This is a genomic window from Amphritea atlantica (genome assembly GCF_900111095.1).
GTDB classification, from domain to species: Bacteria; Pseudomonadota; Gammaproteobacteria; order Pseudomonadales; family Balneatricaceae; genus Amphritea; species Amphritea atlantica.
Window position 1 is genome coordinate 33,617 of record NZ_FOGB01000008.1, and the last position, 14,267, is coordinate 47,883.

At 50.1% G+C, this 14,267-nt stretch carries 11 protein-coding genes; 6 read left to right on the plus strand and 5 right to left on the minus strand.

Annotated features, from left to right (window positions below):
• The first annotated feature begins 23 nt into the window (after positions 1–23).
• The 3 genes from BMY09_RS13680 to BMY09_RS22435 are packed head-to-tail and all read left to right on the plus strand — an operon-like array spanning position 24 to position 3,666.
• Positions 24–1,190 carry an HDOD domain-containing protein gene (locus tag BMY09_RS13680; RefSeq protein WP_091359308.1) on the plus strand — a complete coding sequence of 389 codons (1,167 nt, stop codon included), beginning with the start codon at positions 24–26 and terminating at the stop codon, positions 1,188–1,190.
• Between the two features lie 2 nt (positions 1,191–1,192).
• Positions 1,193–2,008: a phosphate/phosphite/phosphonate ABC transporter substrate-binding protein gene (locus BMY09_RS13685; RefSeq protein ID WP_217647447.1), complete on the plus strand. Its 816-nt coding sequence runs from the start codon at positions 1,193–1,195 to the stop codon at positions 2,006–2,008.
• Between the two features lie 29 nt (positions 2,009–2,037).
• Positions 2,038–3,666 (plus strand): sensor histidine kinase, encoded by a 1,629-nt coding sequence (locus BMY09_RS22435; protein ID WP_091359310.1) that lies wholly within the window; start codon positions 2,038–2,040, stop codon positions 3,664–3,666.
• A gap of 164 nt (positions 3,667–3,830) precedes the next feature.
• Here the strand turns inward: BMY09_RS22435 and BMY09_RS13695 are convergent, their stop codons facing one another.
• Entirely contained in the window at positions 3,831–4,457 is a 627-nt protein-coding gene (locus BMY09_RS13695; RefSeq protein ID WP_091359312.1) for a trimeric intracellular cation channel family protein, read from the minus strand.
• A gap of 146 nt (positions 4,458–4,603) precedes the next feature.
• Between BMY09_RS13695 and sbcD the strand changes: the two genes are divergently transcribed.
• Positions 4,604–5,869 (plus strand): exonuclease subunit SbcD, encoded by a 1,266-nt coding sequence (sbcD, locus tag BMY09_RS13700; protein ID WP_091359314.1) that lies wholly within the window; start codon positions 4,604–4,606, stop codon positions 5,867–5,869.
• Complete coding sequence (locus BMY09_RS13705) at positions 5,866–9,540, plus strand: AAA family ATPase (RefSeq protein WP_091359316.1); 3,675 nt, start codon at positions 5,866–5,868, stop codon at positions 9,538–9,540. Before sbcD ends, BMY09_RS13705 begins: the two co-directional genes overlap by 4 nt.
• Before the next feature lie 427 nt (positions 9,541–9,967).
• Here the strand turns inward: BMY09_RS13705 and BMY09_RS13710 are convergent, their stop codons facing one another.
• From BMY09_RS13710 to BMY09_RS22050, 4 genes are all read right to left on the minus strand, one after another.
• A complete protein-coding gene (locus tag BMY09_RS13710) occupies positions 9,968–10,300 on the minus strand; it encodes a hypothetical protein (RefSeq protein ID WP_091359319.1) in 333 nt (110 codons plus the stop codon).
• Positions 10,301–10,909: 609 nt separating this feature from the next.
• Positions 10,910–11,323, minus strand: a complete 414-nt coding sequence (locus tag BMY09_RS13720) for a hypothetical protein (protein WP_139203190.1) — start codon at positions 11,321–11,323, stop codon at positions 10,910–10,912.
• Between the two features lie 71 nt (positions 11,324–11,394).
• Entirely contained in the window at positions 11,395–11,799 is a 405-nt protein-coding gene (locus BMY09_RS13725; RefSeq protein ID WP_091359326.1) for a hypothetical protein, read from the minus strand.
• An 88-nt stretch (positions 11,800–11,887) separates the two neighbouring features.
• Complete coding sequence (locus tag BMY09_RS22050; protein ID WP_139203191.1) at positions 11,888–12,073, minus strand: hypothetical protein; 186 nt, start codon at positions 12,071–12,073, stop codon at positions 11,888–11,890.
• Positions 12,074–12,826: 753 nt separating this feature from the next.
• Here BMY09_RS22050 and BMY09_RS13730 point away from each other — a divergent pair.
• On the plus strand, positions 12,827–14,167 hold the full coding sequence (locus BMY09_RS13730; protein WP_091359328.1) for a DUF945 family protein: 1,341 nt from the start codon (positions 12,827–12,829) through the stop codon (positions 14,165–14,167).
• Positions 14,168–14,267 lie beyond the last annotated feature (100 nt).

Here is a 14,267-nt window from a genome sequence, read left to right on the forward strand (position 1 = left end):
AACTGTCAGGAATTAGAAATTTGATGGATACACCCCGGGTATTATTTGTCGATGATGAAATCAGTGTTCTTAGCTCTCTGCGCAGAGGGTTGAGGCCATATTGCCGCGACTGGGAGCTGAGGTTTTGTCAGTCGCCGACGGAGGCGCTCAGCGTACTTGCGGAGTTTGAACCCTGGGTGATCGTTACCGATAAACGCATGCCTGAAATGGATGGTGCTGATCTGCTGCGGCGGGTTTGTGACGAGTCACCCGAAGTTATTCGGGTAATGCTTTCGGGATATATCTCTGAAGAGGTGATCTTTGAAGTCGCGGATGTCGCGCATATCCTGATACCAAAACCGATTGAAATGGACACATTATCGCAGCTGTTACGCCGGGCCATCTGTCTGCGCAGTCTCCCGGTGTCACAGGATCTGCGGCGACAGCTCGGTGCGCTCGAGAGTATTCCGGTGCTGCCGCAGGTCTATCGGGAGCTGAGTGATTATCTGAAGAGTGACAATGTTAATGTTGATGAGATTGGCAGAATCATCAGCCAGGATCCGGCAATCCTGGCAAAGATCATTCAGCTGGCGAATTCACCCTATCTCGGTTTTACCGGGCCGGCCTCTGATATCCATTCCGCCGTTATGCGGCTGGGTTTTGAAATCATCAAGAATGTAGTGCTTTGTCACGGGGTATTCAGACAGTGTCCGGCAATTGATGAGACACAACGCAATCAGTTATTACAGCGATCAATGATGCTTGCCTTGTTGTCCCGGCAACTGAGCATTGCCTGTGGCTGTAGTAAACAAGAGGTCGAGAAATCATTCACTCTGGGATTGTTGCACAATGTCGGCGCATTGCTGACCTGCACAGGGTCGATCCGCTTTGTCCCGGATCATCGGCAGCGGCAACCAACCGAAGAAGATGTTGCCGGAGCATATTTGCTGGCGCTTTGGGAGTTTGAGAACGACTTTGTTCAAGCCTTGATTTATCAGAATGTTCCTTCAGAGGCCGAGCATATTACACCGCTTATGTGCCGTCTTTATGTGGTGAAGTTAGCCTGTGAGACAAAGGCCCGTGGTGGCAGCTTGCTGGATGAGGCGTCAGGACTGGATCGTTCGATGCTCCAGTCTCAGGGGATACTGGATAAGGTTCTTTTATGGATTGATGAGTTTGACAATTCAGAGCTAAAGAGGGATGAGTCGTGAGAATTATCTATGCGCTAACATTGCTGCTGTCACTGAGTCTGAGTGCTCCTGATGCTGATGCTGATACGCTTACCTTTGGGGTAGTGCCACAACAGTCAGCCAAGCGACTGGCTCAATTGTGGACGCCAATTTTCAACTACCTGAGTGAAAAAACCGGGGAGACTATCCGTTTCAGTACCGCACATGATATCCCGACGTTTGAAAAGCGTCTGTTGGCGGGGGAATATGATATTGCGTATATGAACCCTTACCATTATACGGTTTTTCATCAGGTTCCCGGATATCAGGCACTTGCAAAGCAGAAGGATAAGCGGATTCAAGGCATTGTTGTGGTCAGAAAAGACAGCCCACTGACCGAGCTTGCTGAATTGAATGGACAAACGTTAGCCTTTCCTTCACCGGCAGCATTTGCCGCCAGTATCGTTCCCCGTGCCCAAATGGGGTTAGAAGGCATTCATATTACGCCGAAATATGTCTCTTCCCATGACTCCGTGTATCTGGGAGTCAGTCGTGGTTTTTTTGTTGCCGGTGGTGGGGTTATGCGCACCTTTAATAATATTGCACCTGAGGTGAAAGCACAGTTGCGGGTCTTATGGCGCACGCCGACCTATACCCCTCATGCTATTGCGGTGCACCCTCGGATTAACGCGGAAACTGTCGCGAAGCTTAGAAATGCACTGCTAGCGATGAATGATGATCCGGAAGGGCGTGCGTTACTGAAAGCGATTAATTTTCAGGGTATAGAGACGGCGCAGGATAGTGACTGGGATGATGTACGGGCATTGAAAATTAAACTGTTGGATGATCTGCTGCAGTAGTTTCTTGTTCGGTTAGCGAGGGGGTTCAGGTGTCAATCAGGTTAAAAACCATAATCGGCATCGCTTGTATTGAAGCGTTGCTGTTGTTGCTGCTGGTGTCTATGACACTGAATTATCTGCGTACCACAAACTACGATGCACTGACCAAGCGGGCTTCGACGACCGTTACATTGTTCGCCACTACCACCAAAGATGCCGTGTTGTCCTATGATCTGGCTTCTCTGGATGCATTTGTCCGTGAAGTCTTAAAAAACCCCGATCTGGTTTATGCCAGAGTTCTGGGGCCGGATCACAATGTGGTTGCTCAGGGAGGCGATCCTACTGTTTTGGCGCGGCCATTTATTGCGGATCACAGTGTTGAAACCACAACGGATGGTGTGTTTGATACCGCCGCGGAGATCCGCGAAGGTGGGCAGGTCTACGGCCAGGTTGAAATCGGTCTCGATATTAGCAGTATGAATGCAATCTTCGTCGAAGCTGAACGTCGCAGTGAGTTGATTGCTGTACTTGAGATGGGGCTTGTGGCTCTGTTTTCTTTCCTGTTGGGGAGTTACCTGACAAAGCAACTGAAAGTACTGCATTCGGCCGCTAAAACTATTTCAGATGGAGGGCTTGATCTGCATGTTCCTGTCAAGGGGCATGATGAGATTGCTGATGTAGCTGGCGCTTTTAATACGATGGTGGATAACCTTAGGGAAACGAGCGCCAGCCGGGATCGGTTCGAAAACGACCTTAAAGAACTGAACCGATCACTTGAACAACGGGTGTTGCGGCGTACCGAAGAGCTGAGAAAAAAGAATAGTGAGCTGGAGCAGGCCACACGGGAGATTAAAGAGGCGCATGCCAAACTATTGCACTCTGAGAAAATGGCATCAATTGGTGTGCTGGCGGCGGGTGTGGCCCATGAAATAAATAATCCCATCGCGTTTATCATGAGTAATCTCCAGTCACTGAAGCAGTACACGCAGAGCTATCGTTCTGTGATTCAGGCATATGAAGAGGGCGCAACACTGACCAGTCTGGAGGATCGGGAAGCACAGCAGGAGAAAATTCAAAAGTTGTACGAGGAATATGATCTGGAGTTTATCAATGAAGATCTGGATGACCTGCTGAGCGACTCTATAGAAGGTGCTAAGAGGGTCAGGGATATAGTGAAAGGTCTCAGGGCCTTTTCTCATATAGACACGGTTTCGACCCGCTCACAATGCGATCTGAATGAGTGTATTCAGACCACCCTTAAGGTGGTTAATAATGAACTGAAGTATCATTGTGAAATCAGGACTGAATTGAATGAGTTACCGTTGATATACTGCTGCCCCGGGCAGATTAATCAGGTGCTTCTGAATCTGTTTCTCAATGCCGGTCAGGCGATTAAGGATAAGGGATGCGTGACGGTGCGGTCAGCTCAGAAGGATAATATGTTAACGATTGAGGTGGAGGATACCGGCACGGGTATTGCGGCGGAAAAAATAGAGAAGATTTTTGATCCGTTTTACACTACTAAGCCAGTAGGAAAGGGTACTGGATTAGGATTAGCCATATCCTATGGCATCATCCATGAACACGGAGGGGAGCTTAACGTTACCAGTGAACCGGGTAAGGGGAGTTGTTTTACGATAAGTTTACCATTGGTCACAGATCAGGCTGTCGCTGAATAGCGGCTGGCTGGAGTGATGGTGCCGCAATGGGGTTGACGTGATTCAGGATGATTTTGACAAAAAAACTGAGAGCCTGAATCCTAAACGCTGCACATGCATTTGTGTGACCCAGGCAGATAGATTTGATTACATTAAGCCTATCGACACAGTTTGTAACCCAGAGGTCAGCGGTCGCGATAGATGTTCGGCAGTTTAATATTAAACCGGATCGCCAGCGCCCGAAGTGTAAACGCCACCAGAAAACCGCCCACCAGGTCGTAACTGTAGGGCAGGTTGAATGAATTAAGCGTGAGATAGGTAACAGATCCTGCCATTATGGTGGTGATATACAACTCCTCATTCATCAGCGTCAGGTTGCTGCCACACAGCAGATCCCGGGCGATACCGCCAAAGCTGCCGGTCATCACCCCCATACACACCGCAATCAGAGGGGAGGTGCCAAAATCGAGTCCGATCTTAGTGCCTACCACCGCAAACAGCGCAATACCGATCGCATCCATCCAGATCAATGCCCGCGACAGTGACGCCAGTTTAGGCGCGATAAAGTAGGTGACAGCGGAGGCCACCAGACAGACGATGATCCAGATCGGCTCGCGAATCCAGAGTACCGGCAGATTGCCCAGCACCAGATCGCGAAGAGTGCCGCCGCCCAGCCCCGTTGCCGTGCCGATCAGCATAAAGCCGAGAATATCCATCTTCTGACGGGCGGCATCCAGTGCACCTGACACAGCAAACACGGCAACGGCAGAAAGCCCCATGATGTTGACGACAGCGGTGATATCAAACGGCATTACTTTCGTTTCCCAGGGTTATAGTGTTCCGGTTCCTGGGATTGTAGCATCTAACACCGGATTGTTTTTATTAAAGAAATCGATCTGGTGAGTGCGGCCATTGTGATAGTCTATCTCACCTATTTTGATGGTTAAGGATGCTCTGTATGAAACTCCTGCACACCTCTGACTGGCATCTGGGTCAGAGTTTTTTTACCAAAAGCCGTAAAGCGGAACATCAGGCTTTTCTCAGTTGGTTGCTGGAGCAGATTAAGGCTCATGAGATCGATGCGGTGATTGTTGCCGGGGATATCTTCGATACCGGCACACCGCCGAGCTATGCGCGGGAGATGTACAACCGCTTTATCGTGGCGATCAGTCAACTGAACTGCACGTTAGTGGTGTTAGGCGGCAATCATGATTCCGTCTCGACTCTGAATGAATCGAAGCAGCTGGTGGCCTGCCTGAATACCTATGTGGTGGCTAATGTGACAGCCTCGGACGATAGCGGCGATGATGCGTCGTTCGACAAGCAGATTATTGAGCTAAAAAACAGTGCAGGCACAACCGGTGCGATTCTCTGTGCCATCCCCTTTATCCGCCCCCGTGATGTGATTCAGAGTCGTGCCGGGGAGTCCGGTCTGGAAAAACGCCAGGCCCTGGGCGAGGCAATTAAGCAGCACTATCATCAGCTGTACCGGGCCGCGCTGGCGCTCCGGGAGGAGAAACAGCTGGATCTGCCGATTATCGCCACCGGTCATCTGACCGCGTTGGGTGTGAGTCAGTCGGACTCAGTGCGGGATATCTATATCGGCACCCTGGATGGTTTTGCCGCCGACGGTTTTCCACCCGCTGATTATATCGCCCTGGGACATATCCACAGACCGCAGATCGTCGCTAAGTCAGAGCATATCCGTTACAGCGGCTCACCTATCCCGCTGAGTTTTGATGAACTGAAAACGGCTAAACAGGTGGTAATGGTGTCATTTAATGGCGCTGAAACGGCAGCGATCACCCCGCTTGAGGTGCCGCTGTTTCAGGCTATGGCGGTGATTAAAGGGGATCTGAGCAGTATTCAGACGCAGCTGGAAACATTCGCCATGGCCCCTCAGCCGGTATGGCTCTGCATAGAGGTTGAGACTCAGGACTATCTCTCGGATCTGCCGCAGCGGATTCAGGCGATGATCGAGGACCTACCTGTCGAGGTGTTGCAGCTGCGCCGTTCACGCAATACCGCGCGGCAAACACTCAATCAGATCGCACGTGAAACCCTGGCGGAGTTAACCCCCGAGGATGTGTTTGCCAAACGGCTGGAACTGGAGAACTTCGACAGTGACGCCGAGCAGGCAAGATTAGGACGGATCAAACAGCAGTTTCGTCAGATCGTCTCCGAGGTCGAAAATCCCGAGCAGAACCGGGAGCTGAACCTATGAAGATTCTCAGCCTGCAGTTCAAAAACCTGAACTCCCTGAAAGGGGAGTGGAAGATCGACTTTACCCGCTCCCCCTTTGTCGATAACGGCCTGTTTGCCATTACCGGGCCGACGGGCGCGGGTAAAACCACTTTACTGGATGCGATCTGTCTGGCGCTCTACCACCAAACCCCCCGTTTAGGCCAGATCACCACCTCCACCAATGAGATAATGACCCGGGGCACCGCCGAGTGCTCGGCTGAAGTACAGTTTGAGGTCAAGGGTAAAGCCTACCGTGCCCACTGGAGTATGCGCCGTTCCCGGGGCAAGGCTGATGGCAACCTGCAACAGGCGGATGTCGAACTGGCCGAGGTGGCGACCGGCACTGTGCTGGCGACTCAGATAAAGCAGAAAAGCGAGACCATTGAACAGATCACCGGTCTGGATTTTTCCCGTTTTACCAAATCGATGCTGCTCTCCCAGGGGGAGTTCGCCGCCTTTCTCAATGCCAGAGAAGCGGAACGGGCCGAACTGTTAGAGGAGCTGACCGGCACCGAGATCTATGGACAGATCTCTGAAAGGGTGCATGACCATTTTGTTGAGGCGAAGCGAAAACTGTCAGATCTGAACTCTCAGGCGAAAGGGGTGCAGCTGCTGACAGAGGAGCAGACGCAGTTACTGCAGGACGAGTTAACCCGGTTGCAGCAGCAACAGAGTGAACTGAAAGTCACGCTGGCAACCAGCAGCGCCCATCTGCACTGGTGGCAGCAGTATGAGCGGGCATTACAGGATCAAACGACCAGTACCGAGCGTCTTCAAGTTGTCAGCGAGCAATACAAACAGGCGCAACCCGATCTGCTGCGCTTACAGCAGAGTGAACCGGCACAGCAGTTGCGAGGCTCATATATGCTGCTGCAGGATGCCCGCCAACAGCGGGATAGCAGCCTACAGGCAACCACTGAAAAACAGCAATCTGAGCAGGTGCTGAAAACCCGGGTGGAGAGCGCTGTTGCATCCTACGAGCAGCAAAGTGTTGTGTTGAACACCGCGAAACAGCAGCACGAACAGCAGGAGCAACTGATCAACGAGCAGGTGGTGCCGCTGGATCAGAAGATCAGCGCCGAACAGACTCAGCTCAGCGATAAAGAGAACAGTCTTAAAGAGACTGTATCGAAGCGGGATGCGAGCAAACAACAGCTAAACTCGCTTAACGAGCAGATCAGCACCCAGACTCAGGAACTTGAAACGGTTGAGCAGTATCTGCAACAGCACAAAGCCGACGGGTCACTGAAACAGTATCTGGGTCAGTGGCAGGTGCAGGCGGAACAGATTTTAGCGCAAGAGGATGTTGTCACACAGCTGATCGAAAAACAGACCGGCGTACAGCAACAGCTGACTGAACTGCAGAACACCCATGCCGCAGACGAGAAGCAGTATCAGACTGCGCTGGCGGATACGGCTAAGCTGGAACAGCTGTGGCAGCAGGCCAACAACGCCTCGGTTGCCGCCAGCGGGCAGGGCGACATTGATACCTTAGAACAGCAACGGGAACGGCTCAATACCGACTATGCCCTGTTACTCGAGCTGCAACAGCTCAGCCTCCGTTGGCAGCAGCTGGAGAAAGAACAACAGGAAAAACAGGTAAGCGAAAAGAGTGAACAGGCCGGTCAAACAAAGTTAATGCAGACCCGTGAACAGCTTCTGGCGCAATATACAAAACAGAAGCAACTGGTAAGCGCGTTGAGCAAACTGGTCACTCAGGATGAACAGTTGGCCCAGTTCCGCGCAAACTTGAAATCGGGTGATGCCTGTCCGTTATGTGGTGCACTGGAACATCCAAAACTTGATGGTCAACTAACTGATCTGTCTCAGGCCGTTAAAGACAGGGATGACGCGATACAAGAGCTGACGGCGATAACAGATCAGGGGCAGGAGACCGCCGCGGCACTGGCCTCAGTTGAGCGTCATCTACAGGAGTTAGCCCAGCGGTTAAATGAGATCCAGACAGAACAGTCTGCGCTGGCACAGCAGTGGCAGCAAACTGCCACCCCTCTGACGCTTGATTTTCCGATTACCGATAGTGAGAGTCTGCAACAGTACCAGGCGGCTGAACTGGTCAAACGGCAACAGCTTGCAGATGCGATCCAGCAGCTGAAAAACCTTAACAAGCAGCGCGATGATGCCCGCCAGCAGTGGGATAATGCCCAGCGCGCGACGCAACAGCTGAGCAATAAACTGCAGTTGAGTGAACAGGCGATAGCGAATCTGTCTAAGCGTCTGCTTGATATTCAACAGGATAAAAACACAGGATCTGAGCAACTCACCGCTCAGCGGGACTCCTTTGCTGCACAGTTAACCGAACAGGGCTACCAGCCACCAGAAGCGCAAGCCCTGAAGGCGTGGCTGGAGGCTAAGCGGCTGGATGCTCAGCAATGGGATGAGTTTAGCATCCGGAAAGAGCAGCTCAGCAACCAGTTGAATCGCCTCAGCATTGAGCAGACACACGGCCAGCAGCAGCTGAGCGATATTGAAAAACAGCTGACAGAGTTGCAGCAGCAACGGGATCAACTGAGCCAGTCGTTACAACAACTGCAAGCCCAGCGCCGTGATCTGTTTGGCGACAGGGTGGTTAGCGAGGCGCGCAGAGAGCGTCAGCTTCAGCTGCAGTCAGCCGAGAACAGCTACAAAGCCGCGCAGGAAACCCGTCACCAGTTATCCAGTGAACATAACGCCCTGCTGGCCGAGCTGAAGAGCCAGCAGCAAGCACTTAATGGGTTACAAGACCGACTGGAACAGCTTCAGACCGAGTGGTTAACCGCCTTGTCCGCAAGTCCGTTTAGCACCGAAGCCGACTTCCAGCAGGCGTTACTGTCTGAGCCCGAACGCAAAGCACTGCTTGAAAAGAAACAGCAGCTGGATAAAGAGCTGGAGCGTGCCACTGCGTTATTGGATCACGCCACGCAAGCGCTGCAAGTGATACAGGAAGACCCCCAGGCCGCTGAATACCAGAAAACCCCGAAAGCGGTTCTTGAAGTGCAGATCAGTGAACTCAATCACACGCTTGAACAGTTGGCGAAACGGGATGGTGAGATCGGTAACGAACTGACCTCAGATCAGACCCGGCGCAAAGATCAGCAGGCGCTGTTCGACAAGATCACCACCTACACCGAACACTACGACGATCTTCAATACCTGCACTCACTGATCGGCTCGCAGAAAGGGGACAAGTTCCGTAAATTCGCCCAGGGCCTGACGCTGGATAATCTGGTGCACCTGGCCAACCAGCAGCTGGAGCGACTGCATGGCCGCTACCTGCTGAAACGCAAACAGGATGCCGGGTTAGAGCTCAGCGTACTGGACACCTGGCAGGGGGATATCGAACGGGATACCAAAACCCTCTCCGGCGGCGAAAGCTTTCTGGTGAGTCTGGCTCTGGCGCTGGCACTCTCCGATCTGGTCAGCCACAAAACCAGCATCGACTCCCTGTTCCTCGATGAAGGCTTCGGCACCCTGGACAGCGAAACCCTGGATATCGCCCTCGACGCCCTGGACAACCTCAACGCCTCCGGCAAGATGATCGGCGTTATCAGTCATATCGAAGCGATGAAAGAGCGTATTCCGGCGCAACTTCGAGTGATCAAGAAGAGTGGGTTGGGGATCAGTGAACTGGGGAGTGAGTATCGGGTGGGGTAGGGGTTTACCACACACCCAAGGGGCAAACTAAGTTCACAGAGAGCACTGAGGGCATGAGGTCCCTGTGGGAGCGACGCCCCGTCGCGATGAAACTATCAGCAGGCAAAATGCACGATCAATCGCCGCGAGGGCGCGCCTCCCACCGTCTTCTTCGAGGTGAAATCAATGTCCGATCGCTGCGCTAGTCCGATCATTTCATTTGTCCGAACGCAGCCTTTGGCTGCTTGTCCGCTTTGGCCAGATTTTCTGTGGGAGCGAGGCAGGCATAATCTCTGATACACTGCCCTGAAGATGATTCACCACAGTACCCAAAGGGCATGCTAAGGACACCGAGAGCACAGAGAAGTTATGAGCGGTAAAGGGCTTTGACCCCTTTAGTTGCTGCGCTAAAGGGCTTTGATTCCTTTAGTCGGATCCCTTTAGTGCTTTAGTTTGTGCATTTTCCGTTTATTGACTCTGTAATTTTATCAGCGATTGTTTTTACGCCTTCGCCAATAATAGGGTTACTCTGGATTTCCAAACCATAGGTAGTAAATGGTTCACCTTTACCACCATGATAGAGCTCACCAGAGAATCCATAACCTTTAAATCTAATGGCGTGATTTTCCAACCACGCTTTACTGATACCTTCAGTATTTTCAATTGCTCTATGCGCACAATTAACAGCTATTGGCTTTTCACTATAAAGCTCGAATATGGCTGAATTCGTTGTACAACCAGCTATCACAAGGGCCAGGAGTATTGGAATCGCTCTTTTCATGATTTATGCATAACGCTTTAGGTAAGAGGACGCAGCGAGCGAAGCTTGCGGAGTTCCCGCCCGTAGGGCAGACTTGACCTGTTTGTTATGTAGAAAATGGTTCAAAGATATACTCCCAGGCGAACACTGCCAAGATTAAGGTCGAGAACAAGCCGATTGATTTGAACAGTTTGCGCCGGTGTTCCAAGCCTTGTTGCGTAAGAAGTTTGGGATGTGCGACGATATTGAATGGGCTCCACCGGATTGACCGAAAAGACTCCTTGGGCAGATCTTTACGCCGTTCTGCGGTCATGCGAAAAAGGTTCACGACTGCTTGAACCCAAAGGAACGGCCCAAAGACGATTGCCACAGCGAAGAGGATCAGTTGAACGACAATGCTCAGGAGCTTTACTCCTGCCGTTTGGTTTAAGTCCACACCAAAATATAGGACTGCCCATGCGGTTGATGCCAACCAAACGGCACAAACTAGAATGCATACGATAAGTGCGATGCGCTTTGGTTGAAGGTTCAAATTAGAAGGCCCGGTCTTTTTCTATATAACGCTTAGGGTAAGCGAATAGGAGAACGCGTAGCGTTTGACGAATCCGCTTGACCCTTTTGTTAGGTGTTTTAGCTATGTTGAAGTAAGAACTCACTGATTTCTCTCTTTAGCTCCAAATCTGATGTCAACTTTGCCGCTTCATTAGCCTCTTTTGCAATCATTACCCCTTTTTCAGAATCACCAGCCTCTGCGTACAATTCAGCCATTGCTATTTTTATTGACGCTACATACTTCACCAAATCATACTGTTCTGCGCTGTTAAGTGCTTTCTTATAAATATTTAACGCTGCACTAGCAGCTGTTGTGAAATCTGCAAGAGTTTTCCAATGGAATGGATGGCTTTGACCATTGACCTCAGCAGACTTACATAACAGCTCTAAATCGTGATAAGCAGACCAAATCGACCTTTGATCCTCTGCTGCCGAAGCATTAACAATGTCCAACGCCAGTTGGTGAATTTCATCGTACAGAGGTGGCTTCATAGTCATAACACCTACGCCTTTATAATTTGCCGCCTGGTACGCAGCGTAAAACGGTCAAATTGATAGCCTTGTTAAATGCCGTCTCTTTCGTTGGCATACAGTTCATATTTTTCACCAAATTCTAATTCAAGGGCTATACGTAGAAAACCTGGATATGCAAACCAATATTGCCTACGCATATGATCATTGAATTTTTCGGCTCCCATTTCTTCTGCGTACATTTTCTGGTGATAGGCATTAATTGGGCTGCGATCAATAGTGATAATTTGTTTTCTATGCTTCTTTAGCAAGAGTCTCAACTGCTTGTTGGTATTTATACCAAAATATCGAAGCTCACCTAATTCTTCGCTATAGCCACTATTACTAGGAGCATAATCATTGACCTTCGGAAACAGAGATCGAAGGTTTTTGTACACAAGAGCTTCATCTAGCTCCTTTTGATCAATTTCGGATCTTGCGCTGTGATTCATACGCATTTAACGGTTCAATGTGCGGCGACCGTTAGCGAGTTCAGCCTGTAGGGCGATACTGCCTTTGCTTGTTAAGTGTGGGGCTGCCGGCACGCTAAATTTTGTAATATTTTTTTGCATCTTTCTCTGACAAACCTGATGGATAACTGCCATTGTTGTCTTCCCAGTACGCACCACAAACAGAGCATTGGTTTAACCGAGTTTGGCGATCAAAATTAGTGCCGCCAATTTCTATAAGAACCTTATCTCTATTGATTCCGCTGGCCCATGCATTTCTCACAGCCTGTATCCTCAAACATTGCTCTGGTTTGACACCACAAGACTGAGGATGAGAGAGCTGTATCTATTTGAAGTAAAAGAATAATTCTGAAGCACGCTATTATTCATCTTCTGAAAACACGCCAGCACGATTTGCTGTTTTTAATGGCTCCGCTTTGTCACCTGCCATACTTCCTATCCGGCTGATCATGCACCACTTCTAAAGGTTATTCCAGTGCCAAACCATGCCAATTTTCTGAGCTTGTTTAAATTAACTGCCTGTCTTGATGTTTCACTCGCTCATTACCTTCTCTGTGTTCTCTGTGTTCTCTGTGTTCTTAGCATGCCCTTTGGGTACTGTGGTAAAACGCTCTTATGTTGGATATTGAGCATTGAGGGCGCAAAGTTAAAAACCGCTCTCTGGACATAGATATCACCCCATTCGCATATAGACACAGTTTATTGTCAATCCGGTTTCTATTTGCAGCGTTTTACCCGTAAAATACTCCCGCGCTGGGCACCGGCGCTATACAGGGAGCCACATGAAAAGGACTTTTTCAAAGTGATTTTAACTCAGTCAGTTAGCCAGTTTTTTACTCAGATGCTCTGTTTGTGTGCTTCTGCGCACCGGCACTGTGTTTCAGAGTAGAACGCTGGATAGTCGTTAAGCTGCTCCAGACGAGATAATGTTTACCCATTTCATACAACACTGTCGGTCTTACACTGCTTGTTTATATGGATGTTTACGAAAGCTTATTTATAACCGGGATGAAAAATGAAGAAACCTATTATTGTTGGTCTGGTTGCCGTTGCTGCGGTAGCCGGTGGATTGCCTTATGCATCTGGCTATCTGGCAGAGTCACAAACCAGACAGTCTCTTGTTGATCTGAATTCACGATCCCCCTACGGGAAGATGGAGATTGTGAAGTATGAGCGGGGATATAAGGCAACCTATGCGGAATATAAGTGGGTGACCAATCCCGAGCTGGAACAGGACCTGCCAATCGGTGAGGTAGTGATTGGCTGTGACGGTGTGCACAACATGCTCAGCTTCGATTACTCATGCACCCTGAAAAATATGGGGCTTCAGGATGAGCAGATCCGTGCAGCGTTTAAAGGTAAAGAGCCTGTCACTATCTCAGGTAGTATTGATCTGATGGGGGAAGAAACCTCTCAGATGACTATTAACCCGTTCGATATCACCACTGCAACAAGCGTCAGAATCACATCCGACGGTGGTCGCATGAGTTCAAAGGCGAACGCTTCATTGTCGGAGGTAGAGGTTGATGGAACGTTCTCACCGGTTGCCGTTGTGGATGCTGGCGGCGGCGAGGTGCGTATCAGCGAGTCAACCCTGACGATGGATGGCGCTATGTACGAAAAGAGATTTTTCCTTGGAGACAGTACGTTTAACGTTGATCATATAACGGTTGTCGCCCCAGAGCTGGAGGCCCCCCTGACGGTCAAAGGCGTTTCTATGGTTTCCAGTGGTGATGTTGAAAAGGGTAACTATAGCGGTGATGGCAGCCTTAACATTGGCGAATTTACCCTGCCTGCAGCGTTGAATAAAAGAACTAACAGTGACGTATCGGTAAAAGATGTGAGTATTGGTGTCAGCTTTGCCGATACCCCTTTTGCACCGATTTCGAAACTGTCTGATTACTCTCAGAAGCTGGCAAAACAGATGTCTGAATCAGGCTCGGTTGATCCGGGTATGGTTGGAATGGATGAGCAGTTTCTTAAAGAGCAGGTAGTCGCGTTATTGAAAAAAGACCTGGCGATCAATCTTTGGGTGAACTCAGACGTCAATGATGGCGCCCTGGAATCACACGTTAACACCTTGTTAACCAAAGATATCACCGAGGAATTTATCTCTGAACTGGAAACCGGTGGAGCGTTAGCTGCGATGAAACTGTTGCAGCAGGTGGATCTGGATATTCTGGTGGCCATCCCCAATAGCGTGTCTGAGCTTTCGCCGGAAGTCGCGATGATGGCGGCGATGAGTAACAAATTTGTTGCGGATGATTCTGGATTAACGGCAAAACTGATTCTCAAGGACGGTGCCATTACACTCAATGGTGAGCCCACTTCGATTGAAGCGCTGATGCGTAACTAAGGCGATCAGCCATTGATCGCCTGGCGGCGTTGCAGACCCTGATAGGGGATTGTGGCTGAGATTCATTGGCCAAAGCAATGTCCGAAAGGCATAAAAACGG

What these genes read in the sequence shown, in the direction of transcription:
- BMY09_RS13710 (WP_091359319.1), bottom strand. Translation starts at nt 10,300, where the DNA reads ATGAAAAGAGCGATTCCAATACTCCTGGCCCTTGTGATAGCTGGTTGT.
- BMY09_RS13720 (WP_139203190.1), bottom strand. Translation starts at nt 11,323, where the DNA reads ATGAAGCCACCTCTGTACGATGAAATTCACCAACTGGCGTTGGACATT.
- BMY09_RS13730 (WP_091359328.1), top strand. Translation starts at nt 12,827, where the DNA reads ATGAAGAAACCTATTATTGTTGGTCTGGTTGCCGTTGCTGCGGTAGCC.
- BMY09_RS13680 (WP_091359308.1), top strand. Translation starts at nt 24, where the DNA reads ATGGATACACCCCGGGTATTATTTGTCGATGATGAAATCAGTGTTCTT.
- BMY09_RS13725 (WP_091359326.1), bottom strand. Translation starts at nt 11,799, where the DNA reads ATGCGTATGAATCACAGCGCAAGATCCGAAATTGATCAAAAGGAGCTA.
- sbcD (WP_091359314.1), top strand. Translation starts at nt 4,604, where the DNA reads ATGAAACTCCTGCACACCTCTGACTGGCATCTGGGTCAGAGTTTTTTT.
- BMY09_RS13695 (WP_091359312.1), bottom strand. Translation starts at nt 4,457, where the DNA reads ATGCCGTTTGATATCACCGCTGTCGTCAACATCATGGGGCTTTCTGCC.
- BMY09_RS13705 (WP_091359316.1), top strand. Translation starts at nt 5,866, where the DNA reads ATGAAGATTCTCAGCCTGCAGTTCAAAAACCTGAACTCCCTGAAAGGG.